The sequence below is a fragment of the Amycolatopsis sp. NPDC004378 genome (assembly GCF_053602455.1).
This window is the reverse complement of sequence record NZ_JBSGDR010000007.1, coordinates 216,494-239,919: the sequence shown is the minus strand read 5'-3', so window position 1 is coordinate 239,919 and position 23,426 is coordinate 216,494. Positions and strand designations below refer to the sequence as shown.

At 72.9% G+C, this 23,426-nt stretch carries 18 protein-coding genes; 10 read left to right on the top strand and 8 right to left on the bottom strand.

What is annotated here, in order from left to right:
- The first annotated feature begins 46 nt into the window (after positions 1 to 46).
- On the top strand, positions 47 to 385 hold the full coding sequence (locus ACWEN0_RS22855; RefSeq protein ID WP_451976813.1) for a hypothetical protein: 339 nt from the start codon (positions 47 to 49) through the stop codon (positions 383 to 385).
- Positions 386 to 430: 45 nt separating this feature from the next.
- Here the strand turns inward: ACWEN0_RS22855 and ACWEN0_RS22850 are convergent, their stop codons facing one another.
- Positions 431 to 1,351, bottom strand: coding sequence for an NADP-dependent oxidoreductase (locus ACWEN0_RS22850; RefSeq protein WP_451976810.1), 921 nt, complete (start codon positions 1,349 to 1,351; stop codon positions 431 to 433).
- A 76-nt stretch (positions 1,352 to 1,427) separates the two neighbouring features.
- On the opposite strand from ACWEN0_RS22850, the gene ACWEN0_RS22845 reads away from it, so the two are divergent.
- From ACWEN0_RS22845 to ACWEN0_RS22825, 5 genes are all read left to right on the top strand, one after another.
- Positions 1,428 to 1,997, top strand: a complete 570-nt coding sequence (locus tag ACWEN0_RS22845; protein ID WP_451976807.1) for a TetR/AcrR family transcriptional regulator — start codon at positions 1,428 to 1,430, stop codon at positions 1,995 to 1,997.
- Between the two features lie 97 nt (positions 1,998 to 2,094).
- On the top strand, positions 2,095 to 3,468 hold the full coding sequence (locus ACWEN0_RS22840; protein ID WP_451976804.1) for a ferredoxin reductase family protein: 1,374 nt from the start codon (positions 2,095 to 2,097) through the stop codon (positions 3,466 to 3,468).
- A gap of 14 nt (positions 3,469 to 3,482) precedes the next feature.
- Complete coding sequence (locus ACWEN0_RS22835; RefSeq protein ID WP_451976801.1) at positions 3,483 to 3,920, top strand: FMN-binding protein; 438 nt, start codon at positions 3,483 to 3,485, stop codon at positions 3,918 to 3,920.
- On the top strand, positions 3,917 to 4,642 hold the full coding sequence (locus ACWEN0_RS22830; protein ID WP_451976798.1) for an FAD:protein FMN transferase: 726 nt from the start codon (positions 3,917 to 3,919) through the stop codon (positions 4,640 to 4,642). The genes ACWEN0_RS22835 and ACWEN0_RS22830 overlap by 4 nt, the downstream gene beginning before the upstream one ends.
- A 218-nt stretch (positions 4,643 to 4,860) precedes the next feature.
- Positions 4,861 to 6,684: an arabinofuranosidase catalytic domain-containing protein gene (locus tag ACWEN0_RS22825; protein ID WP_451976794.1), complete on the top strand. Its 1,824-nt coding sequence runs from the start codon at positions 4,861 to 4,863 to the stop codon at positions 6,682 to 6,684.
- A gap of 42 nt (positions 6,685 to 6,726) precedes the next feature.
- Here the strand turns inward: ACWEN0_RS22825 and ACWEN0_RS22820 are convergent, their stop codons facing one another.
- Genes ACWEN0_RS22820 through ACWEN0_RS22795 form a run of 6 tightly spaced genes read right to left on the bottom strand, consistent with a single transcriptional unit; the run spans position 6,727 to position 17,184 of the window.
- On the bottom strand, positions 6,727 to 8,625 hold the full coding sequence (locus ACWEN0_RS22820; RefSeq protein WP_451976791.1) for a molybdopterin biosynthesis protein: 1,899 nt from the start codon (positions 8,623 to 8,625) through the stop codon (positions 6,727 to 6,729).
- Positions 8,622 to 9,836, bottom strand: a complete 1,215-nt coding sequence (locus ACWEN0_RS22815; RefSeq protein ID WP_451976788.1) for a molybdenum cofactor synthesis domain-containing protein — start codon at positions 9,834 to 9,836, stop codon at positions 8,622 to 8,624. Before ACWEN0_RS22815 ends, ACWEN0_RS22820 begins: the two co-directional genes overlap by 4 nt.
- Positions 9,833 to 11,551: an NAD(P)H-dependent oxidoreductase subunit E gene (locus ACWEN0_RS22810; RefSeq protein ID WP_451976785.1), complete on the bottom strand. Its 1,719-nt coding sequence runs from the start codon at positions 11,549 to 11,551 to the stop codon at positions 9,833 to 9,835. Before ACWEN0_RS22810 ends, ACWEN0_RS22815 begins: the two co-directional genes overlap by 4 nt.
- On the bottom strand, positions 11,548 to 14,481 hold the full coding sequence (gene fdhF, locus ACWEN0_RS22805; RefSeq protein WP_451976782.1) for a formate dehydrogenase subunit alpha: 2,934 nt from the start codon (positions 14,479 to 14,481) through the stop codon (positions 11,548 to 11,550). Before fdhF ends, ACWEN0_RS22810 begins: the two co-directional genes overlap by 4 nt.
- Positions 14,478 to 16,298 (bottom strand): aldehyde ferredoxin oxidoreductase family protein, encoded by a 1,821-nt coding sequence (locus tag ACWEN0_RS22800; protein ID WP_451976779.1) that lies wholly within the window; start codon positions 16,296 to 16,298, stop codon positions 14,478 to 14,480. Before ACWEN0_RS22800 ends, fdhF begins: the two co-directional genes overlap by 4 nt.
- 37 nt (positions 16,299 to 16,335) lie before the next feature.
- Entirely contained in the window at positions 16,336 to 17,184 is an 849-nt protein-coding gene (locus ACWEN0_RS22795) for an NTP transferase domain-containing protein (protein WP_451976776.1), read from the bottom strand.
- Between the two features lie 161 nt (positions 17,185 to 17,345).
- Here ACWEN0_RS22795 and ACWEN0_RS22790 point away from each other — a divergent pair, with 161 nt between their 5' ends.
- The 3 genes from ACWEN0_RS22790 to ACWEN0_RS22780 all read left to right on the top strand — a co-directional run bounded on the left by ACWEN0_RS22790 (position 17,346) and on the right by ACWEN0_RS22780 (position 21,383).
- Positions 17,346 to 18,794 (top strand): alpha/beta hydrolase, encoded by a 1,449-nt coding sequence (locus ACWEN0_RS22790; RefSeq protein WP_451976773.1) that lies wholly within the window; start codon positions 17,346 to 17,348, stop codon positions 18,792 to 18,794.
- A 754-nt stretch (positions 18,795 to 19,548) separates the two neighbouring features.
- On the top strand, positions 19,549 to 20,733 hold the full coding sequence (locus tag ACWEN0_RS22785; RefSeq protein WP_451976770.1) for a sensor histidine kinase: 1,185 nt from the start codon (positions 19,549 to 19,551) through the stop codon (positions 20,731 to 20,733).
- Positions 20,730 to 21,383 (top strand): response regulator, encoded by a 654-nt coding sequence (locus ACWEN0_RS22780; protein ID WP_451977138.1) that lies wholly within the window; start codon positions 20,730 to 20,732, stop codon positions 21,381 to 21,383. The genes ACWEN0_RS22785 and ACWEN0_RS22780 overlap by 4 nt, the downstream gene beginning before the upstream one ends.
- Before the next feature lie 478 nt (positions 21,384 to 21,861).
- Here the strand turns inward: ACWEN0_RS22780 and ACWEN0_RS22775 are convergent, their stop codons facing one another.
- Positions 21,862 to 22,518 carry a VCBS repeat-containing protein gene (locus ACWEN0_RS22775; RefSeq protein ID WP_451976767.1) on the bottom strand — a complete coding sequence of 219 codons (657 nt, stop codon included), beginning with the start codon at positions 22,516 to 22,518 and terminating at the stop codon, positions 21,862 to 21,864.
- A gap of 415 nt (positions 22,519 to 22,933) precedes the next feature.
- Between ACWEN0_RS22775 and ACWEN0_RS22770 the strand changes: the two genes are divergently transcribed.
- Entirely contained in the window at positions 22,934 to 23,380 is a 447-nt protein-coding gene (locus tag ACWEN0_RS22770) for a hypothetical protein (protein WP_451976764.1), read from the top strand.
- The last annotated feature ends 46 nt before the right edge of the window (positions 23,381 to 23,426 follow it).

Sequence of the window (23,426 nt, the reverse complement as noted above, 5' to 3'; positions counted from 1 at the left end):
GGAAATCCCTGGTCGAGGGACTTTCCTCGGCGCAGAGAGGAGCCCGATGACCTGGTTTCGGGTGTGGGCAGCGGTACCGCTGGTCGGCAGTGACCGGGAGGCGGCGAAGATCGTGCTGCGCGCCGTGCGGCAGCGCCTTTCCGACGGCGACGAAGGCAACGCCTATGTCGAGGAAATGCGCCTCACGGAGCACGACTGGCTGCAGGGCCGCTGGCGGGTCTGGGCCGACCGCGACGAGGGCGCGGCCCTCTGGGCGTTGCGCACGCTGCGCGGAGCCACAGCGGGCGTTTGCCGTGCCGGTGCGGCAGGTCGTCACCACGACCGCGTCGAGACGGGCCAGGCTTTCACCTTGACCGTCGAGCCCGCCGAGGAAGAGACGGGATAAGCACCCGCACGGTTCGGGCATCGGCCTGCCGCACCGGCGGGGACGTCACACGGTGAGCACGACCTTGCCGTGGACGTGACGCCCGGCCTGCAGCTCCACCGCCTCGCGGACCTGCTCCAGCGGGAACGTCGCGGCGATCGGCACGCTGAGCTCGCCTGCGAGGATCGCGTCGGTGATCCGCTTCGGCGCGTCCGGGGCGGCGTCGACGCCGCCGGTCGCGCGGACGCCGCCCGGCGGGTTGGGGCCCGCGGCGATTGTCGAAATCCGCTCGGGGGCGACGCCGAGTTCGAGTGCGGTCCCGGCCGTTTCGGTGCCGAACAGGTCGGTCGCCGCGGTGATGCCGTCCGGGACCAGCGCCCGGACGCGGTCCGCCAGACCCGGGCCGTAGGTCACCGGCTCGGCGCCGAGCTGCCGCAGGAAGTCGAACGTGCTTTCCCCGGCGGTGCCGATCACCCGGGCGCCCGCGAGCTTCGCCAGCTGGACGGCGAACACGCCCACCCCGCCCGCGGCGCCGCCGACCAGCACCGTGTCGCCGGCCCGCAGGTCGATCGCGGCCAGGGCGGCGGCCGCGGTCAGGCCGGCCACCGGCAGCGTCGCCGCCACCTCGTCGCTGATGCCGTCCGGAGTCGGCCAGAGCGTCTCGGCGGGCGTGGCGACCACGACGTAGTCGGCCGCGGCCTTCGCCATCACGCCGCCGTAAACGCGTTGCCCCACAACGAAACCCGACGCGTTCTCGCCGACCTCGTCGACGACTCCGGCGAGGTCGTAGCCGAAGCCGGCCGGCACGGTGACGCCGAACTGCGCGGCGAGCGCGGGGTGCGAGGCCAGGCCCCAGTCCATCGGGTTCAGGCCGGCGGCCGTCACCCGGATCCGGATCTCGCCCGGCCCGGCGTGCGGCTCCGGGACCTCCCGCAGCTCCAGGATCTCGGGACCACCGAACTTCTCGTAGACGACTGCGCGGCTCATGGGTACCTCCCGGTGATGAGACTTGGTCCCATCACCGTACACGCAGAGACGGGACCAAGTCCCGTACACTCGGTCCATGGCCCGCTGGCAACCCAACGCCCCGGAACGGCTCGTCGTCGCCGCACTCGACCTGTTCGCCGAGCGCGGCTACGAGAGCACGACCGTGATCGAGATCGCCGAACGCGCCGGGCTGACGAAGAGCACCTTCTTCCGCCACTTCCCGGACAAGCGCGAGGTGCTGTTCGGCGGTGACACCCTGGCCGGGCTGCTCGCCGACGGGATCGTGGCGGCACCGGCCGGCGCGGCGCCGCTCGACGCCATCGCGCACGCCCTCGACGAGCTCGGCCGCAGGACCTTCACCCCCGATCGCCGCGAGTTCAGCGCCCGGCGGCAGGCGGTCATCGCCGCCAACCCGGAACTGCGGGAACGCGAGGCCCTGAAGGGACTCAGCCTCACCGCCGCGATGGCGAGCGCCCTCGAACGCCGGGGCGTTCCCGATCCGGCTTCCCGCGTGGCCGCTCAGCTGGGCGCACTCGTCATGGCGATCGCCTACGAACGGTGGACCGAAACCGGCGGCGAGTTCGGTGAGCTCGTCCGAGGGGCCCTCGGCGAAGTGCGGACCGCGGCCCGGTTTGCCGACGGCTAACCTCCCGCCGGCCGCCTGAAAACCCCGCGAGCGCGTCAAAGACTTCTCACAGGAACCACTCAAGCGCGATACAGGTTGATCCCGGACAAAAGGAGGCATGACCTCTCTCCACCCCGCCCCCGTCCGCCCGCTCGCGGCGCCGCCGGCCACGGCTCCGGCGCCCGCGCGGGCGCACCCCGGCGCCGTCCTGGCGGTGATCGGGGCGGGCGCGCTCGCCGCGATCGGCCTGTGGTGGGCCGACACCCCGTCGGTGCACGGCCTCGGCGACTGGCTGACCAACGCCGGCCGCATCACCGGCCTGCTCGCCGGGTACGGCTTCGTCGTGCTCGTGGCACTGATGGCGCGGATCCCGCCGCTGGAGCGCGGCGTCGGCGCCGACCGGCTGGCCCGCTGGCACGCGATGGGCGGGCGGTACGTCGTGTCGCTCGTCGTCGCGCACGGGCTGCTGATCACCTGGGGCTACTCGGTTTCCGCGCACACCGGCCTCCTCGGCCAGACCGCCACGCTGCTGCTGAGCTACCCGGACGTGCTCGCCGCGACCGTCGCCGCGCTGCTGCTCGTCGGCGTCGGGATCAGCTCCGCCCGCGCGGCTCGCCGCCGGCTGCGCTACGAAACCTGGTACTTCCTGCACTTCTACACCTATCTCGCGATGGCGCTGGCGTTCAGCCACCAGTTCGCCACCGGCGCCGAGTTCATGGCCAACCTGAGCGCGCGCGTCGCCTGGTCGACGTTGTACGCCGTGGCCGGCGCCGCGATCCTCTGGTACCGGTTCGTCACCCCGGTGCGGCAGGCGTTCCGGCACCGGCTCCGCGTCGAATCCGTGCAGCCGGAAGCGGAGGGCGTGGTGAGCATCGTCGTCGCCGGCCGGCACCTCGACGAGCTGCGCGCCGAAGCCGGGCAGTTCTTCCGCTGGCGCTTCCTGACCCGCGAGCTGTGGTGGGTTTCCGGGCCCTACTCGCTCTCCGCGCCCACGCGCCCCGACCGGATGCGCCTGACCGTCAAGGCACTGGGCGACCACAGCGCCGCCCTCGCCGCGGTGAAGCCCGGCACGCGCGTGGTCACCGAAGGGCCGTACGGGGCGATGACGCCGTCCGCGCGGCGCCACCGCAAGGTCCTGCTCGTCGCCGGCGGCGTCGGGATCACGCCGATCCGGGCGCTGTTCCAGGCCCTGCCGGCGGGGCCCGGCGACCTCACGCTCGTCTACCGCGCCAGCCGCGAAGCCGACGTCGTGTTCCGGGAAGAGCTCGAGCGGCTCGCCGCCGACCGCGGCGCCCGCCTGTGGATCCTCACCGGCACCCGCGCCGAGCACGGCGGCGACCCGCTGACCCTGCTGCGGCAGCACGTCCCGGACGTCGCCCGGCACGACGTCTACGTCTGCGGGCCACCCGGGATGACCGACGCGGTGCACGCCGAGCTGCGTGCCGCGCGCGTCCCGCGCCGGCAGATCCACCACGAGAGCTTCGAGTTCTGAGAAAGGCGTTTTCCATGAAACGGGTCATCTTCGCCTTCGCCGGCACGGTCACCGGGCTGGTGCTGCTGCTGTCGTTCAAGACCCAGCCGACGACGACCGCGGCGGCCACCCCGCCGGCGGCGGTGAGCGGCGCCACGTCCACCGCGACTCCGGGCAAGTCGTCCGGAACGTCGTCCGGCACCGTGACCGGGGACGCCGCCGACACCCGGTTCGGTCCGGTCCAGGTCCGCATCACCGTCGCGAACGGCAAGCTGGCTTCGGTCACCGCCGTCGAGTACCCGACCGAGAACCCGCGGGACCAGGAGATCAACCAGTACGCCATCCCGCAGCTCAACCAGGAAGCCGCGCAGGCGGGCACGGCCGACATCGACTCGGTCTCCGGTGCCACCTACACCTCCGAGGGCTATGTCCGTTCGCTGCAGAGCGCCCTCGACAAGGCGGGGCTGTCGTGACGCGGACGGTGCACGTCGAGCACTGCATGGGCACGGTCTTCAGCATCGACGTCCGGGACCCCGGCGACTGGACCGCGCCGATCGCCGACGTCGTCGCGGGGCTGCACCGCGTCGACGCGCTGTTCAGCACGTTCCGCCCGGACAGCGAGGTCAGCCGCATCGGCCGCGGCGAGCTCGCGATCGCCGACGCCGACCCGGACGTCGCGGCGGTTTTCGGGCTCTGCGAGCAGTTCGAAGCCGAGTCCGGTGGGTACTTCACCGCGCGCTGGCGCGGCACACCCGACCCGACCGGGCTGGTGAAGGGCTGGGCGATCGAGCGCGCGAGCGCGGTGCTGCGCAAGCACGGCAGCCACCACCACGCGGTCAACGGCGGCGGCGACGTCCAGCTCGCCGGTGAGGCCGGCCCCGGCCGCCCGTGGCGGATCGGCGTCACCGACCCGGCCGACGCGAAGCGGATCCTCACGGTCGTGACGGGCCGCGACCTCGCGGTGGCGACCTCGGGCACCGCCGAGCGCGGTGCGCACATCATCGACCCCGTCACGGCCAGTCCCGCCCAGGACCTCGCGGCCGTGACGGTCACCGGCCCGTCCCTGACGCGCGCGGACGCCTACGCCACGGCGGCTTTCGCCATGGGACACCGCGTCCACGACTGGGCAAGCGGGCTGCGGGACCACGAGGTCTTCGTCGTCGACCCGGGCGGCGCGCGGTGGATCGGCCGCTGATCCCGGGCCACGAACCGGATCCCGCCGGTTAGGCCGTCCGGGGTGTTCGCAGTGGACTGGACCATCCGCGCGCCGTGAACCGTTGACACGGCGGAGAACCCGGCCCTACCCTCCCCCCATTCCCCACCGCACTTCCGACGTTCCCCCTCTCTCCTGGAAATACAACGTTGTAAAAATCCGCGCAGGTCGCTGACCTGCGACTTGAGAGTGAGGTCCCCGTGCCCCGCCCTGTCGGTCGAAGTCTCCTCGCCACCCTCACCACGACCCTGCTCGTCCTCGGCACGCTGCTCGGCCTGAGCACCCCCTCGCAGGCCGCCGGTTCCCTGCCGTGCGACATCTACGGCGCCGCCGGCACCCAGTGCGTCGCAGCGCACAGCACCACGCGCGCCCTGTACTCGGCCTACGCCGGCCCGCTCTACCGCGTCCAGCGCTCCTCCGACGGCGCGCAGACGGACATCGGCCTGCTCGCCACCGGCGGGTACGCCAACGCCGCCGCGCAGGACTCGTTCTGCGCCGGGGCGACGTGCACCATCACCGTGATCTACGACCAGTCCCCGCGCCACAACGACCTCACCGTCGAAGGCCCGGGCACCGCGGGCGGGCAGGACGTCGCCGCCATCGCGACCGCGCTGCCGGTCACCGCGGGCGGGCACAAGGTCTACGGCGTCTACGTCTCGCCCGGCACCGGGTACCGGCACTACGTCGGCGCCGGGGTCGCGCAGAACGGCCAGCCCGAAGGCATGTACATGGTCGCCAGCGGCACGCACGTCAACGGCGGCTGCTGCTTCGACTACGGCAACGTCGAGGCGCAGATCGCCGACACCGGCAACGGCCACATGGACGCCGTCAACCTCGGTACCACGTGCTTCTTCCCGCCGTGCACCGGGATCGGCCCGTGGGTGGCAGGCGACCTCGAAAACGGCCTGTTCCAAGGGAACCGCTCGAACACGGACAACCGCGGGAACGCGACGCCGTTCGTCACCGCGCTGCTGAAGAACAACGGCCAGACGACGTTCGCGCTCAAGGGCGGCAACTCCCAGAGCGGCGGCCTCACGACCTGGTACAACGGCGCGCTGCCCTCGGGCGGGTACACGCCGATGCACCAGGAGGGCTCGATCGTGCTCGGCACCGGCGGCGACAACAGCAACGCGTCGATCGGCTCGTTCTTCGAAGGCGTGATGACCGCGGGCTACCCGACCGACGCCGCGGACGACGCCGTCCAGGCCAACGTGGTCTCCGTCGGTTACGCGGGCAGCACCGGCACACCGCCCTACGCGGCCCCGGTTTCCGGTCCTGGCGGCAAGTGCCTCGACGTCTCCGGCGACGACACCGGCGGCAACGGCACCGCAGTCCAGCTGTGGGACTGCCAGACCAACGCGGCCGACCAGCACTGGGCGCACAACGCGGACTCGTCACTGTCCACTTTGGGCCGCTGCCTCGACGTCGTCGGCAACGGCACGGCGGCGGGCGCGCTGCTGGAACTGTGGGACTGCAACGGCGTCGGCGGCCAGAAGTGGCTGCAGCAGGCGGACGGCTCGCTGCGCAACCCGCAGTCCGGCCGCTGCCTCGACTCCCCCAACGGCGCCACCGCCAACGGCACCCGCATGCAGCTGTGGGACTGCAACGGCTCCGGCGCGCAGAAGTTCTCGGTCACCGGCGGCGGCCCGATCACCGGCCCCGGCGGCAAGTGCGTCGACGTGGCCGGCGACGACCACGGCGTGAACGGGACGGCCGTGCAGCTGTGGGACTGCCAGTCCTTCGCGGTGGACCAGCACTGGTTCCACCTGTCCGGCGGCGCGCTGCGCACGCTGGGCCGCTGCCTGGACATCAACGGCAACGGCACCGCGGGCGGCACCCAGGTGGAGTTGTGGGACTGCAACGGCGTCGGCGGCCAGGTGTGGACGCAGCAGGCGGACGGCTCGCTGCGCAACCCGCAGTCCGGCCGCTGCCTCGACTCCCCCAACGGCGCGACGGGCAACGGCACCCGGCTGCAGATCTGGGACTGCAACGGATCGGCCGCCCAGAAGTTCGCCCTGCTCTGAGCCGGGTTCTCCGGGGCGGTACCGGCCGCCCCGGAGAGCCGTTCAGCGGATGCGTTTGCCCGTTTCCGCGCAGGAGTAGCCGCCCAGCTCCTCGACCGCGGTCCTGAAGCCGGCGCGGTCGAGGAGCTCCCACAACGGTGCGAGCAGGTCGTCGGACCGGGCGTCCGCGCGCAGCACCAGGTCGTACGGTTCCTGCGCCACCGGGACGAAGCCGAGGTCGAACGCGCGGGCCGCGGCGAGGATGCCGAGGCCGGCGTCCGCCCGGCCGGCGGCGACCGCGGCCGCGACCGCCAGGTGGGTGTGTTCCTCGCGGTTGTAGCCGGGAATGGCCGCCGGGTCGATTCCGCGGCGGCTCAGCTCGTGGTCGAGGAGCGCGCGGGTGCCCGCGCCGCGCTGCCGGTTCACGTAGCGCACGCCCGGCCGGGTCAGGTCGCCGACGCCGGTGATGCCGAGCGGGTTCCCGGGCGCGACGATCAGCCCCTGGTCCCGGTGCACGAGCCGGATCACCGCGGCGTCGGTGCCGAGCAGCTTGTCCACGTACGGCAGCGTGTATTCGCCGGTGGCCGGGTCGAGCAGGTGCGAGCCCGCGAAGTGGCAGAGCCCGTCGCGCAACGCGACCAGGCCGCCGAGCGAGCCCACGTTCGACGACGCGAGCGTGAGCCGCGGATCGGTGGCGCGCAACGCCGAAGCCGCCAGGTCCAGCACGAGGTCGTGGGACCCGATCGCCACGATCGTCCGGTTGATCTCCTCGAGCCCGCGCAGCAGTTCGACCCGGACCTCGGCGCCGGCGTGGTGGCCTTCGACGCCGGCCGGGACGACGAGCAGCCCGTCGGCGCGCACGAGCGAGGTGAGGACGCCGGCCCCGCGCGGCAACGGTGTCGCGACGACCTGGTCGCGCACCCGGCCGAGCCGGACCCGCACCCAGTCGTCCATCCCGACGACGGACGGCAGTTTCCGGGCCAGCCGGACGGTCGTCGACGGCCGCTCGCGCGCGGAGGCGCCTTCGAGCTCGGCCAGCACCGGCGCGACGAAGATGTCGAAGGTGAGCGCGGCCGACACGGGATAGCCGGGGACGCCGAGCACCGGGGTTTCCGCGACCGTCCCGAGGACCACCGGGTGGCCGGGGCGGACGGCGACCCCGTGCACGGCAACGGATCCGGCTTCGGCGACCACGCGCGCGGTGTGGTCGTCGCGGCCCGCGCTGGAGCCCGCGACGAGCAGGACGAGGTCGGCCTCGGCGGCGGCCGCGCGCAGCACCTCGGTGATCGCGCCGGGATCGTCCGCCACGATGTCGGTCACGCGGGCGTCGCACCCGGCTTCGCGGGCCTGGGCCGCCAGCATCAGCGAGTTCGTGTCCAGGATTTCGCCGGGTTTCAGGGCCGTCCCGATCGGCCGGATCTCGTCCCCGGTCGGGATGACGACGACGACCGGCGCGCGCCGCACGGACAGCTCGACGGCACCCGCGGCGGCGCACGCGGCGACGTCGACCGGGCGCAGCCGGTGTCCTTCGGGCAGCAGCAGTTCCGCCGCGCTGATGTCCTCGCCGATCGAGCGCACGTGCTGGTACGGCGGGACGGCGGCGTGGAGCTCGGCGCCCTCCGGCGTCCGGTGCACGTGCTCGCGCATGACCACCGCGTCGTACCCGGGCGGCAGCGGGTCGCCGGTGTCGACGACCTCGAAATCCGTCACCACCACGGGGGTCGTCTCGGACGCGCCGACGGTGTCGGCCGCGCGCACGGCGATGCCGTCCATCCCGGCCGCGTCGAACGCGGGCGAGGACCGCCGGGCCCACACCGGTTCCGCGGTGACGCGCCCGACGGCGTCGCCGACCGGGACCGTCACCGCCGCCACCCGGGCCGGGCAGCCGGCCGCGGCCCGCGCTTCCCGCCACGCCGTGTGGGCCTCGGCGGCGGGGACGTCGGAGACGAAGGGGCTGTTCATGCGTACAGGGTCACCTCGACGGCCGTGCCGCTGTCGAGCCCGGTCGCCGGCTCGGGCACGGTCACGTAGCCGTCCGCGCGGGTGAGCACGGACAGCAGCGCCGACGGCCCGAAGAGCGGCTCGGCGACGCCGTCCCGCACCTTGACCTGGACGATGTCGAGCCGTCCGGCCGCCGAAGCCAGCGCACGGGACAGCCGGGCGCGGACGTTGGGCCGCGCCGGGGGCGTCTCGCACCCGCCGAGCCGCCACAGCAGCGGGACACCGATCTGGCCGAAGACGACCAGGGCGGACAGCGGGTTGCCGGGCAGGCCGAGAAGGGGGACGCCCCCGCAGTCGGCCAGCAGCGTCGGCTTGCCGGGTTTGATCGCGAGGCCGTGGCACCAGACCTCGCCGACCGCGGCGACGGCTCCGGCGGTCTCGTCGCGCGTGCCGACCGAAGACCCGGCCGAGACGACCACGAGATCCGACTCGGGCAGCACTTCGGTCAGTTTCCCTTTCAGCGCACCGGGTTCGTCGGAGACGACGCCGGCGAGGACGGGCTCGCCACCCGCCTCGCGCACCAGGCCGGCCAGCGCGGACGCGGTGGCGTCGCGCACCTGCCCCGGATTCAGCGAGGCCGTCTCGGGCGGGACGACTTCGTCGCCGGTCGAGATGATCGTGACGCGGGGCCGGGCGTGCACGGGCACCACCACGACCCCGGCGGCGGCCAGCAGCCCGAGGTCCGGGGCGCGCACCGGCCGTCCGCCCGGGACCAGGGGCTGCCCGGCGGCCACGTCGTCGTCGGCGCGCACGACGCCGCCGCCCGGCGCCACCGGCCGGGTCACCTCGATCGTGCCCGGCATGGTCTCGGCGGTGTACTCGACCATCACGACGGCGTCGGCGCCGTCGGGCAGGACACCGCCGGTCGGCATCGCGACGCAGCCGCCGGGCCGGACGGCGACCGCCGGCGCGGCCCCCATCCGCACCGCGCCGAGCAGGTCGAGGTAGGACGGCAGGCCTTCGGACGCGCCGTAGGTGTCGGCGGCCCGGACCGCGAAACCATCCACTGTGGACCGGGCGAACCCCGGCAGGGCGTGCGGCGCCGGGACGTCGGCGGCGGGAACGCGACGCAACGCCGCCGACAGCGGCACGTCCTCGACGCCGGTCCGGCGCGCCGGCCGGAACCCGTCGAGCGCCTCGGCGACCGTGCGGGTGGTGAAGAACTCGTTCACCGGTCCGGCCGGCCCTCCGCGCCGCCGGGCTTCGGCTGGGGCCGCGCCGCCGCCGCGCCCTCGGCCAGGCCCAGCACCGACACGACCGGGCCGAGCGCGACCTGGCCGAGTCCGCAGATGGAGGTCTTGCGCAGGGCTTCCTCCAGCTGCAGGATCTTCGCGCGCCCGGCTTCGTCCAGCGGCGCGCCGGACGTCAGCAGGGCGTGCGCCTTGGTGGAACCGACCCGGCAGGGCACGCACTTGCCGCACGACTCGTTGCGGAAGAACCGCAGCACGTTCGTCGACGCGGCCAGCACGTCCGTGCCCTCGGCCAGCACGACCAGCGCGCCGGAGCCGAGCATCGTCCCGGCCTTGGCCAGGGTGGCGAAGTCCAGCCGGAGGTCGAGCCGGTCGGGCCCGATGAAAGGGGACGACGCACCGCCCGGCTGGACGGCTTCGACCTCGGTGCCGCCGAGGACGCCGCCGGCCGCGTCGATCAGCTCCCGCACGGTCGTCCCCATCGGCACGCAGTAGACGCCGGGGGCCTGCACGTGCCCGGACACGGCGAAGAACTTCCAGCCGCCGGAGTCGCCGATCCCCTGGCTCTGCCACCACTCGGCGCCGCGCTGGAGGATCACCGGGACGTCGGCGAAGGTCTCCACCGAGTTGATCAGCGTCGGCCGGCCGTGCAGGCCGTGGTTGCCCGGGAACGGCGGCTTGTTGCGCGGCTCGCCGCGGTGGCCCTCCATGCATTCCAGGAGCGCGGTCTCCTCGCCGAGGATGTACCCGCCCGGGGAGACGAAGACGTCGGCTTCCAGGCGGCGCCCGCTGCCGCACGCGTCCGGCCCGATCACGCCGGCCTCCCGGAGGGCAGAGATCTCCTCGCGCAGCACGTGTTCCTCGGGGCCGTACTCGTGCCGGATGAAGACCCAGCCTTCCTCGGCCCCGACGACGGCCATGCCGAGCAGCAGACCTTCGAGGACCAGGTGCGGCTGGTCGGCGAGGATCCGGCGGTCCTTGAACGTGCCGGGCTCGGACTCGTCGGCGTTGCAGACGGCGTACTTCACCGTCCCCGGCCGGGCGCCCGCCACGAGGTCCCACTTCTGCCCGGTCGGGAACCCGGCGCCGCCCATGCCGCGCAGCCCGGAGTCCTTCAGCGTCGCGACAACGGTCTCGGCGCTCAGCTCCCCGGCCAGCAACGCCCGCAGCGACCGGTACCGGTCCCCCACCGCGGAACCGGCCGGGTACGGGTCGTTCGGCCACGGCTCGGTGCGCCTCGACGCCGTCGCGGGCCCGCCTCCGCCTTCGCGCGCGGACGTGACCAGTGAGTCCACCTCGGACACCGGCGTGGGGTGCTCGTTGACCGCCGCCGCCGGGGCGACGTCACACCGGCCCAGGCAGGACACCTCGGTCAGCTCGACGTCGGCGTCCTCGCCGTACTTCCGCTTCAGCTCGGCGATCCGGTCGTCGCCCGAGCGCAGCCAGCACGAAAGGTCGTGGCAGACGCTCAGCCGGACCTTCTTCGGCGGCGTGGTGCGGAAGTGGGGGTAGAACGAGACCAGGCCCTCGATCTCGTAGCGCGGCCGCCGCACGTCGCGGGCCAGCTCCTCCAGCTCCTCGCGCGGCAGCCAGCCGAGCCGCGCCTGGATCGCGGTGAGGGCCGGGAGCAACGACGGGCCCGGGAACTTGCCCGCCCGGGCTTCGACACCGGGCACCCGCTCGGGACTCAAGGTCATTCCGCGGCTCCCCGCGCCAGGACGGATTCCGCGCCGAGGGCCTCGACCTGCACCGCGCAGAACTTGAACTCGGGGATCTTGCCGTACGGGTCGATCTCGTCGATGGTCAGCAGGTTCGCCGCCGCTTCCCGGAAGTGGAACGGGATGAAGCAGTTGCCGAGCTGCTCGCGGTGCGAGATCCGGACCTGCAGCTCGATGACCCCGCGCCGGGACCGGACACGCACCGTTTCGCCGTGCACGAGTCCGCGTTCGGCGGCGTCCTTCGGGTGCAGGTACACCTCGGGCACCGGCGAGATCGCGTCGAGGGCGAACGAGCGCCGGGTCATCGAGCCGGTGTGCCAGTGCTCCAGCAGCCGCCCGGTGTTGAGGACCAGCGGGTACTCCGCGTCCGGGAGCTCCTTGGCGGGCAGCCACTGCGCGGGGACGATGTGCGCCAGGCCGTCGTCGGTGTTGAACCGCTCGTCGAACAGCACCACGGTGCCGTCGCTGTGCTCGGGGTCGGGATTCGGGTAGAGCTTGCCGGTCAGGCCGAGGTTCTCGTGCCGGAGGTTCCGGTACGACGGCATGAGCGCGACCATCTCGTCGAAGACCTCCGCGGGCGAAGAGTACGCCCAGTCCAGGCCGATCCGCCGGGCGATGTCCTGCACGATCTCCCAGTCGACGCGGGCCTGCCCGGGCGGGTCCAGCACTTTCCGCCCCAGCTGCACGCGCCGGTCGGTGTTGGTGTAGCTGCCTTCCTTCTCCAGGTACGACGAGGCCGGCAGGATCACGTCCGCGAACTCGGCGGTCTCGGTGAGGAAGATGTCCTGCACGACCAGGAAGTCGAGCTTGGCCAGCGCCTTGCGGACCTTGTTGATGTTCGGGTCCGACAGGAACGGGTTCTCCCCCAGCATGTACATGCCGCGCACGCCGCCGGGCTCGAGCACCGACCCGATGATCTCGGTGACGGTCAGGCCGCGCTTCGGGTCGAGCTTGCGGCCCCAGGCCCGTTCGAACCGTTCGCGGGTGCCTTCCCGGTCGACGCCCTGGTAGTCCGGGTAGAACATCGGGATCAGGCCCGCGTCCGAGGCGCCCTGGACGTTGTTCTGGCCGCGCAACGGGTGCAGCCCGGTGCCGGGCCGCCCGACGTTGCCGGTGATCGAGCACAACGCGATCAGGCACCGGGCGTTGTCGGTCCCGGTCGTGTGCTGGGAGATGCCCATCCCCCAGTAGATGACGCCGGCGCCGGCCTCGCCCCACGCGCGGGCGACCGCGCGGATCAGGTCCGCGTCGACGCCGGTGATCTGCGCCGCGCGTTCGGGCGGGTAGTCGGCGACCGTGCGGGCGAGCTCGTCGTAGTTGGACACGCGCTCGGCGATGAAGTCGCGGTCGATCAGGCCGAGCCGGATCACCTCGTGCATGAGCGCGTTGTAGAACGCGACGTCCGTGCCGGGCTTGACCTGGCAGTAGAAGTCGGCGTGCTCGGCGACCGTGTTCGCGCGCGGGTCGACGTAGACGATCTTCGTCCCGCGGCGGCGGGCCTGCTTGAAGAACGAGCTGGCGACCGGGTGGTTCGCCGTCGGGTTGGAGCCGGTGATGATCACGATGTCGGCGTTGGCGACGTCGCTGTAGGTCGTGGACACCGCGCCGGAGCCGACCCCCTCGAACAGCGCGGCGACCGAGGAGGCGTGGCAGAGCCGGGTGCAGTGGTCGACGTTGTTCGTCCCGAAGCCGGCGCGGATCAGCTTCTGGAAGAGGTAGGCCTCCTCGTTGGAGCACTTCGCCGAGCCGAACCCGGCGATCGCCCCCGGGCCGCCTTCGGCGTGGATCTCCTGCAGCCGCCGCGCGACGAGGTCGAGCGCCTCTTCCCAGGTGGCTTCCCGGAAGTGCGGCATGACCTCGGCGTAGTCGACCAGGCCGCCGGGCTTGCGCCGGCCGTCGCGGCCCTTCTTGCCGCCGCTGCGGCCACCGCCCCCGCCGGTGCGGCCGCGGTCGTTGTAGGCGTCGCCGCGGACGTCGGCCGACAACGGCCCCTTCGGGTAGGAGGAGTCGATGCGGATCAGCGGGACCGTGAGCCGTTGCGGAGACGCGGCGTAGTCCCAGCCGTAGCGGCCTTTCACGCACAACCGGCTCTGGGAGCCGGGCTGGTCGCGCCCTTCGGCGAACGCGATCGCGTCACGCTCCCGGTCGACGTAGTAGGTCAACGCGCAGCCGACACCGCAGTAGGGGCAGACGCTGTCGACGGCGTCGAGCTGGTCGCGGGGCCGGATCGGGATGAGGTTGATCGGCTTGTTGGTCAACGCTCCCGTCGGGCAGGCCTGGACGCATTCCCCGCACGTGACGCACGAACTGGCACCCATCGGGTCGTCGAGGTCGAACGCGATCTTCGTCGAGTAGCCCTTGCCGGACCGCCCGATCACGTCGTTGCCCTGGATGTCGTCGCAGGCCCGCACGCACCGGTCGCAGAGGATGCAGGCGTCGTGGTCGACGCTGATGACCGGGTTGGAGCCGTCCTGGCCGCGCCCGGACCCGCACGGCAGGTCCGTGGTCTCCTTGGCGACGCCGAACCGGTCGGCCAGGTCCAGCAGCAGGTTGTCGCCGGTGGTGGTCTGCTTCGGGTCTTCGGCGCGGTCCGGCTGGTCCGACAGCAGCAGCTCGGTCAGGGTGGCGCGGTTGCGTTCCAGTTCGGGCGTGCCGGTCTTGACCTCCATGCCGTCCTCGCACGGGCGCACGCACGCGGCGGCGAACACGCGGCCGCCGGTGTCGACCACGCACATCCGGCAGACGCCGACCGGGTCGTACCGCTCGTTGTGGCACAGCACGGGGATGTCGACGCCGGCCTGTTTGGCCGCGGTGTAGATGGTCGTGCCCTCGGGGACGGTCACGGGGTGGCCGTCGATGGTCGTCGTCACGGTCCGGACGACCGTGCCGGGCTCTTCGACTGCTGTCATCGCTGACCTCCGCCGTCCGGGCCGAGCAGCAGCCCGGGCAGGTCGCCGGCGGCGACCCGTCCTGCTACATCGAGCCCACGAGCAACGTAATAACCGTCGACCATCGCTTGCAAGCGTTCGGCCGTCAAGACGGCGCTGCGGCCGGACGCGAGTTCCAGCGGAGTCTCGAGCATCCGCGCGGGCAGGGTGTCGTCCGCCGCCGTGGCGCCTTCGCGCTGGTTGAACGCCCGTTTGGCCCGCACGATCCGCTCGGCGGTGCGGTTCAGCTCGGCCGCGTCGACCGCCCAGCCGGTGACCAGAGAGAGCAGGTTCGCCCATTCGCCGAACGGGTCTTCGAACACCCCGCGCAGGAACTTGCACAGGATCATCGAGTCCATCACCGCGGCCCGGTCCTCGGTGCCGATGGCCGCTTTCACGTGCGCGGCACCGCCGTCGAAGCGGTCGACGTCGCCGGAGAGGTCCGCTTCGTAGGCACCGGACCGGTTGTGGTCGGCGCCGCGGGCGTTCACGGCCAGCCCCAGCGCCATCGACTGCAGGCTGCGCGGCTCGTACCCGGGCAGTTCCAGTCCCTTGACCTGCGGAGCGAAGGCGATCGAGCCGCCGCCGACAACCCCCGCCGCGCGTCGCGATCCCTGGGCCAGGAGCTCACCCAGACCGGGTTCGCGGCGGCCGATGGCGTCGAGGGCCCGCAGGAGCGCGGCGCCGTCGCCGAACTTGAGCCAGGGCTCGTCGAGCAGGCCGCGTTCGACGCATTCCATGGCCCACGCGATGGTTCCGCCCGCGGAGATCGTGTCGAGGCCCAGTTCGTCGCACTTCGCGCTGGCGGCGAAGACGTCGTCGGGATCGGAAACCCCGCACAGCGGGCCGAGGGCGAAGACGTTCTCGTACTCCATCCGCTGGCTGCCGCCGCCTTTGCGCGAGTAGATGTGCTCGCAGCCGATCGAGCATGACGCGCAGCTGGTGCGGGCGACGCCACGCAGTTCGTGCAGTTCCTCGGCGGCCAGTTTCGGGGCGTCCTCGAAGGTCGCGGCGGTGAAGTTGCGCGTCGGCAGCGTGCTGACGGCGTTGAACGCGAGCAGGTTCGCCAGCGTGCCCAGCTCGCGGTACTTGGCGGTGGCCGGGCCGAAGCTGCGGCGGCGCAGATCCTTCGCCGCGGCAAGGACTCCCGGCTGGTCCGCGACCGCCACCTTCGTCGCCGGCCGGACGAGGACCGCCTTGATGTTCTTGGCGCCGAGCACCGCGCCCAGGCCGCCGCGTCCCGCGTGCCGCCCGTCGTGGCTGATGGTCGCGTAGCGAACCCGCCGCTCCCCCGCCGGCCCGATCGCCGCCGTGCGCCAGCCGCTCCCGAACCGCTCCCGGACGCGCTTCTCCGCCTCCGCGGCAGGCAGTCCGGCCAGCTCGGGCGCCGGTTCGAGCCGGACGTCGTCGCCGTGGACGAGCAGGACCGACAGCCGCGCGGCACGACCGCGGACGACGAGGGCGTCGTGCCCGGTCAGCTTGCCCGCGATCGCGAACCGACTCGAGGCGAGCGCGTCCGTCAGCAGCCCGGTCAGCGGCGACTTGGCCACGACGGCGAACTTCGCGCTGGTCGTCAGCGGGGTTCCGACCAGCGACGAGAAGACGAACGCCAGCGGCGCTTCCGGGGCGAGCGGGTCGATTCCCGGCGGGGCCAGGCGGTGCAGCAGCCACGTGCCGAGCCCGACCCCGCCGAGGTAGGCCCGCAGTACCTGCTCGGTCAGCTCGAACGGCGAACCCGTCGCGGTGCCGTCTCCGACATCGACGATCAGGGCCCGCCCGAAGAAGCCGCCCGGCGCCATCCTCCGACTGTAAGCCCGCCGGCGCCGGATCGGCGCGTCATCCGCCGGCGTCCGCCGACAGGAAGGCGACCGTGTCCCCCGCTGCGAGCGGCAGCAAGGGATCCCGGGTGACCTGGTCGCCGTTCACCGCGGCGACGACGTGCCGGTCCAGCTCCAGGCCCGCCAGCTTCGCCGCCCGGCCCAGCGTCGCCGCCCGGACGGTGTGCGGCCGGTGGCCGTCCTTGCCCGCCAGCGCCCCGAACCGTTCGATCGTGATCCCGGGTTCCGGCCGGTCCAGCGCGGCGGCGTAGTCGTCCGGGGTGTTGACGTTGAGCACGGAGTCCAGGCCGGGGTCGAAGGCGGCCAGCCGGCGGTCTCCGAGGAGCTGCGCGTCGTCGAGCTGCGCGACTTCGCAGTGCTTGAACAGCATGCCGGGCCGCAGCTGCCCTTCGCCGACGAGCCGGGTGATCAGGTCCGCGAGCGACGTCCGGTAGGCGGCCGCGAGCGGCTGCCGGAACCCGCGCGCGACGGGGAGCACCATGTCGGCCTTCGTGTCGGACATGGCACGCAAAACCCGCCGCACGAACGCGGGGTGCAGGAACGGCATGTCCGTCGAGCAGACGAACGCGGCGTCGGCCCGGCCGGCCACCGCGCCCAGCCCGGCGGCGACACCCTGCATCGGCCCGAGGCCTTCGACGGGATCTTCGACGACTTCGACGCCGGCGGGCAGGTCGGGCAGGGTCTGCCCGGGCGCGGCGACGACGACCACCGGGCCGTCGACGACCCGGTTCAGCAGCGCGCTCGTGCGGTGGAGGAACGTCGAACCGTGCCAGGCCAGGCCGGCTTTCGCGCGGCCCATGCGCGACGACCGGCCGCCCGCGAGGACCACGCCTGCCTCAGTCTGCACGTCGTCGACGATAGCCGGGCCGGGCTTCCTAGTCCTTTTGACCGATGTCCGGGGCCGCGGAAACCGTTCGCGGGCTCGATGTGCGGTGAGCGTTCGCTGAGCAGAATGAAATTCGCTCACAGGTCACGGCGCTCGGGCGTCGTTCGGAGGAGGGGTTTCGGATGGGGAAGACGTGGTCGATCGCGCTCGCGATCGGCGTCCTGGGGACAACGCTCGCCGCGGTGCCCGCGGCGGCGGCGCCGGGCGGCGTGCGGTGGGGACCGTGCCCGGCGGACGCCGCCGCGCCCGGCCTGGAGTGCTCGACGATCAAGGTCCCGCTGGACTACGGAGATCCCGGCGGCCGGCAGATCGACGTCGCGATCTCCCGGCTCGCGAGCAAGAACCCGGGGCAGCGCCGGGGGATCCTGCTGACCAACCCCGGTGGTCCGTCGCCGGGGCTGAAGTTCCCGGCCGAACTGGTGGCGGCGAAGCTGCCGCAGAGCGTGCTGGACAGCTACGACCTGATCGGCTTCGACCCGCGCGGGTTCGGGCACAGCACGCCGGTGACGTGCGCCCTGACCCCGGAGCAACAGGCTCCGGGCAACGTGCCGCCCTACGCACGCAACGCCGCGGACGTGGCGAAGCGGGCCGAGCAGTCGAAGGCGATCGCCCGCCAGTGCGCCACTTCGCAGTCGGCGTGGATGCTGCCGCACGTCAGCACGGCCGACACCGCACGCGACATGGACCGGATCCGGGCCGCGCTCGGCGAGGAGAAGACGTCCTTCGCCGGCTACTCGTGGGGCACCTACCTCGGCGCGGTGTACGCAACCCTGTTCCCCGACCGCGGCGACCGGATCCTGCTCGACAGCAACGTCCACCCGACCGGCTGGGACTTCGCGAACGACCGGCTCTACGCCCAGGGCTTCGACGACCGCTTCCCGGACTTCGCGAAGTTCGCCGCCACCCAGGACGCCACCTACCACCTGGGCAGCACCCCGGAACAGGTCACGGCGAAGTACTTCGACCTCGCCGCGAGGCTGGACAAGGCCGCGGTCCGGGACATCGACGGCCCGACGTTCCGGATGCTCACCTGGGGCTTCCTCTTCAACGACGCGGCGATGCCCCTGGTGGCCAAGCTCTGGCAGGCACTCGACACCGACCAGCCGCTCCCCCCGCTCCCGGGCGGCGAGCCGTCCAATGTGGACAACCTGATCTCAGGCCGCTACTACACGATCTGCGCCGACTCCCGCTGGCCGCGATCGGTGGCCACCTACCAGGCAGCGGTGGCAATCGACCGGTTGCGCCACCCGATGTTCGGCGCGGCCGGAGCCAACATCCAGCCGTGCGCATTCTGGCCGGCGCCAGCCGAACCCCCAGTCCGCATCGGCGACCAAGGCCCATCGAACGTCCTGATGCTGCAGAACGAGCGCGACCCGGCAACCCCCTTGGCCGGCGCCATCCAGCTGCGCCAAGCATTCGGCACCCGAGCCCGAATGGCAACGGTCAACGCAGGCGGCCACGGCGTCTACCCGTACGTGGGCAACCAGTGCGCCGACACAGTGGCGACTGCATACCTGACCACGGGCCAACGCCCAGACCACGACGTGACGTGCGCGGCCGAACCCCGCTAAGCCCGGCGCTGCCCGGGTCCGCTGCGATCCCGGGCAGCGCCAGGCCGGGCCGGGCAGCGCCGGGCCAGGCGGGCGGCGCCGGGCCAGGCGGGCGGCACCGGGCCAGGCGGGCGGCGCCGGGCCGGTCGGACCAGCCCGGGCGGGCGGCGCCGGACCGGACGGACCAGGCCGGGCGGGCAGCGCCGGGCCAGGCGGGCGGCGCCGGGCCGGGCCGGGCGCGGCGGACCGGGGCAGGCCAGGCGGGCGCCGTGAGCCAGGCGGGCGCAGCAGACCCAGGCAGGCGCGGCCGACCAGGCAGGCGCGGGCAGCACGGGCAGCACGGGCAGCACGGGCAGCGAACGCTACCTCCCGCACGCCGTTCGGCGTCACCGGCCGCGCACCCGGCACCCGGCACCTGGCACCCGGCGACCGGCGACCGGCGACCGGCGACCGGCGACCGGCGACCGGCGACCGTTCTCCAAGCAAGCCGGGCAAGGCAAGCTTGAGTTCGCCGTTCGGCGTCAACCGCCGGAACCCGGCCCGCCCGACAGCACCCAGAGACCGGTCATCAGGGCGACCCACCATTGCGCCGCTCGGCCTCAGCCACAGCGGCCGCGTGCCCGGCACCCCGGCGATCATCAAGCCGGGCACGCAGGCTTGAGTTCGCCGCACGGCACCAGCGTCGTGAACCCGGGCCACGCGCCAGGCACCCCACCCGGCCACTCCGGCATGATGATCACCCCGGCCCTCGGCACCCGCAGGAAGGACGGCCCACGTGCTCCCGACCACCGTTCCGAAGCCCCTCCGCGGCCTGGTGATCGTCGAGATCGTGGTCCTCGGCGGGCTGAACCTCGAGCTGATCGTGCGCCGGCTCATCGTCGACGCCCCGGCCCCCGCAGGCGAGCTCCTCTACTTCGGCGTCGGCGCGGTCCTCGGGGCGCTCGCCCTGCTACGACGGCGATTTCCAGAACGGACCGCAGCACTGGCCGGCGCCGGAATCGGGCTCTCGCTGGCCACCAGCGCCGTGGGCTTCTTCGCCGCACCCGCCGCGAAGTTCGGTGGCGATCCCGAGGTCGTGGCGTTGATGCTGCTGGTCGGAGCGGCCTGCCACCGGCTGCCCCGGGGGCACGCCGCCGCGCTTGCGGTGCTCGGTGGGCTGGCGATGGCGTTCGCGCCGGTGCTGCGGTACGGCGACTCCTCCACGACGCTCACCCTCGCGGTCCTCTGGGCCCTGCTGTGGGGCGGCAGCGTCATGATCGGCCTGATCCTGCGCGACGGCGACGCCCGCCGCGAGGCCGCCCTGGCGGCCGCCCGTGATCGGGAGCGGCTCGAGCTGGCTCGGGAGTTGCACGATCTGGTGGCGCACCACATCACCGGGGTCGTCGTCCGCACCCAGGCCGCCGGCGTGATCCTCGCCGAAGGACCCGAGCACGACCTGATCAAGGAGATCGAGCACGCCGGCGCGGAGGCGCTCGGCGCGGTCCGGCGGCTGGTCATGATGCTGCGCAGCCCCGGGCACGTACTACCGGTCGGCACGACCGGCTTGGCCGAGACGGTCGAAGCCGCGGTCGGTGACGACGACGGTGTCACAGTGCGGCTGGCGCCCGGGCTGGCGGACCTCGCCGTGGCTCCGGAGACCGTGTCGACCGTCCACCGGGTGGTGCTCGAATCGCTGACCAACGTGCGGAAGCACGCGCCCGACGCCCGGCGCGTCACCGTGGTGGTCGAGCCCGGGGACGACGGGCGGTACCTGCGGGTCGAGGTCGGCAACGACGGGCTCCGGCCGGGGCGGGCGCGCCGTTCGGCGGGCGGGTACGGCCTGATCGGGATGGGCGAGCGGATCGCGGCCCTGGACGGCCGGCTGGTCGCCGGGGAACACGGCGAGCGCGGCTGGCGGGTGCTCGCCGAGCTGCCGCTGCCGGGCGGCGTCGCCGCGGCCCGGCCGCCGGAAGGGGGCTGACCTTGCGAATCCTGCTGGCCGACGACCAGGCCATGGTGCGCACCGGCTTCCGGCTGATCCTGGAGCGGGAACCCGGCCTCGAAGTGGTGGGCGAGGCGGAGAACGGCAAGCAGGCGGTCGAGCTGGCCCAGGAGCTGCGCCCGGACGTCACGCTGATGGACATCCGGATGCCCCTGGTCGACGGCCTCGCCGCCACCCGGCAACTGGCCGGCCCCGACGTCGAGGACCCGCTGCGTGTCCTGGTCGTCACGACGTTCGACCTCGACGAGCTGGTCCACGAGGCCCTCTGCTCCGGCGCCTGCGGCTTCCTGCTGAAGGACGCGGGCCCCCGCCTCCTGGTGGAAGCGGTCCACGCGGCCGCGAACGGCGAAACTCTCGTCTCCCCTTCGATCACGACGCGCCTGCTGGCCCACTTCACGGCCACCCCGGCGGGCCGCCGCGCGCGCCAGGCCGAACCCGCGCTGACCCAGCGCGAACTCGACGTCACCAAGGCCGTCGCCCGCGGCCGCACGAACGCCGAGATCACCGAGGAGCTGACGATCTCCCTGTCGACGGTGAAGACGCACCTCGCCTCGATCCAGCGCAAGATCGAAGCCCGCAACCGCACGGAGATCGCGGTGTGGGCCTGGGAATCCGGCCTGGTGCGCTGAACGGTCCGCGGCCTGGGCTAACCCGGCCGGGTGGTCACCGCGCCAACGCACATCACGCGCGCGGGCCGTCGGGGTTTCACCGGTGCACGGGAGAGCGTGCGGGGACAGTCGTCCGACGGCCGGGGGGCCCGAGGGCGGCACGGGGATGCGGTGCCGGGCCCGCTCAGGGGGCAGGTCCGGCACCGCACAACACCAGATCGTCATGTACACCGGGGCCGGAAGCGGAACGCCGCTGCCCAGGGGCGCATCACCTGCATCGCCGCCGGGGTGCCGAGGAAGCGCCGCAACGAGTCGGCCGCGCCCGAACGCCGCTCGATCGGCAGGGTCGTCACGTGCCAGCAGACCGACCTCGGCGTAGCCCGCGTCGGGACCGGGACCAGCTCGCGCCGGCGCGGCTGCGGTCGGCACAGCCTGGCCGATCCCGCCGTCTCCGGACACGACGATGGCCGTGGGCGGTGCCCACGGCCATCGTGCTCGGTCAGGCGCAGCTGCCGGGGTCGGCGGCGAGCAGCGGGTCCGTCGTCGGGACGCCGCTGAACGGCGTCGTGTCCTGGACGCTCAAGGCGCCGTCACGCAGGGTGTACGTCGTGCGGGTGCCCGAGTAGGTGAACCGGTCGGTCGGACGGCTGACGTCGTCGTTCTCAGAAGCGACGGTCGTGAAGGCCCGGCCACCCTCGAACGGCGTGCAGGTGTAGCCCAGGTGCGCGGCGACCCCGCCGCCTTCGGCGACCGAGAACGGCTTGTCGTCGGCCCCCACGACCTGGCTCAGGGCGCGGCCGTCGAAGTGCAGCACGGAGAAGAACGTGGTGTTCGCCCCCACCGACTGGGTGATGACCAGCTCGGCCCGGCCGTCCCCGTTGAGGTCGGTCACCCGGGGCGCGTCGATGCCGAACTGGCTGTCGGCCGGCAGGTGGATCGACGTGTAGGTGCCGTTCACAGTGGCCGAGACCAGCTGGTCGCCGTCCCCGACGATCCGGTCGGTGACGGTCTCGAGCTGCCCGTCCCCGTTCAGGTCGGCGGCGACGGTGACCGGTTCCGGCCCCGGCGCGGCCAGCGCGGGCACGGCGGCGGCCAGCCCGAGCGCGGCGGCCAGGCCGGAAACGGTGGCGGTCCGGACGAGTCCGATGCGGTTCATGGTGTGCTCCCTCCCTCGATCGGTGATCTTTTCACCGAAAGTCCTCTCACCGGGAAAGACGGCCACGGTCTCGTCACGTGCACTGGGAGTGTGATGTGCCACACGCGCGCAACCCCGGCCGTCACGCCGGAAACGCCCTGGCCGCGCTCGCGCAGGAATGGCTTAACCGCGAAGCGGGCAACCGACGAGGTCGTCGCGGAGCTGTCCGAGATCTGCGAACGGCTGCGGGCCTGCTCGCTTGGTACGGGCGCGAGTGACGGAAACTCCCGGTGTCCGCCACCCGGTCGCCCGTCTTTGCAGCACCGGGATTGCAGCCACCGCCGAGAATACCCACGAACAGGCCAGGCGCGGGCAGCGTTTCGACGACCTTGGAAAGGCTTGCCGCGGCTCGCCGCCCCCCGCAACGCTGGAACCCATGCGAACAAAGCTGATCACTCGACTGGCAGGCGTCGCCGCCCTCTGCGCGCTCCTCATGAATCCGTTGACGGCGACCGCGAACGCCGCGCCGGCGGCCAACCACGGCACCTACCTCCTCAGAGGGGACGTGCTGGCTGCCGGCGACTACATCACCTCCGGGGACCACAACTTCACGCTCGAGATGCAGGCGGACGGCAACCTGGTCGAGTACTGGCTCATCAACGGCAAGCACGCGTGCTGGGCGTCCAACACCAATGGCTGGCCCGGCAGCTACGCCACCTACCAGCGCGACGGCAACCTCGTCGTGTACACCGGAGGCGGCGAACCGCTCTGGGCGAGCAACACGGTCGGCGACCGCGGCACGACCGTGGACATCAGCAGCGGCAGCCTGCAGGACTACGGTTCGCTGTACGTCGGCTACACGAGGATCCACTACGCCTGCTGACGCCTCCGAGGCGTCCTGATCGGACAGTCGTCAGCCCGCTTCGGCG

Bases quoted from the DNA above. Each gene is read 5' to 3' on its own strand.
- fdhF (WP_451976782.1), bottom strand. From the start codon at position 14,481: ATGACAGCAGTCGAAGAGCCCGGCACGGTCGTCCGGACCGTGACGACG.
- ACWEN0_RS22850 (WP_451976810.1), bottom strand. From the start codon at position 1,351: ATGAGCCGCGCAGTCGTCTACGAGAAGTTCGGTGGTCCCGAGATCCTG.
- ACWEN0_RS22855 (WP_451976813.1), top strand. From the start codon at position 47: ATGACCTGGTTTCGGGTGTGGGCAGCGGTACCGCTGGTCGGCAGTGAC.
- ACWEN0_RS22845 (WP_451976807.1), top strand. From the start codon at position 1,428: ATGGCCCGCTGGCAACCCAACGCCCCGGAACGGCTCGTCGTCGCCGCA.
- ACWEN0_RS22790 (WP_451976773.1), top strand. From the start codon at position 17,346: ATGGGGAAGACGTGGTCGATCGCGCTCGCGATCGGCGTCCTGGGGACA.
- ACWEN0_RS22800 (WP_451976779.1), bottom strand. From the start codon at position 16,298: ATGGCGCCGGGCGGCTTCTTCGGGCGGGCCCTGATCGTCGATGTCGGA.
- ACWEN0_RS22840 (WP_451976804.1), top strand. From the start codon at position 2,095: ATGACCTCTCTCCACCCCGCCCCCGTCCGCCCGCTCGCGGCGCCGCCG.
- ACWEN0_RS22770 (WP_451976764.1), top strand. From the start codon at position 22,934: ATGCGAACAAAGCTGATCACTCGACTGGCAGGCGTCGCCGCCCTCTGC.
- ACWEN0_RS22810 (WP_451976785.1), bottom strand. From the start codon at position 11,551: ATGACCTTGAGTCCCGAGCGGGTGCCCGGTGTCGAAGCCCGGGCGGGC.
- ACWEN0_RS22835 (WP_451976801.1), top strand. From the start codon at position 3,483: ATGAAACGGGTCATCTTCGCCTTCGCCGGCACGGTCACCGGGCTGGTG.
- ACWEN0_RS22820 (WP_451976791.1), bottom strand. From the start codon at position 8,625: ATGAACAGCCCCTTCGTCTCCGACGTCCCCGCCGCCGAGGCCCACACG.
- ACWEN0_RS22775 (WP_451976767.1), bottom strand. From the start codon at position 22,518: ATGAACCGCATCGGACTCGTCCGGACCGCCACCGTTTCCGGCCTGGCC.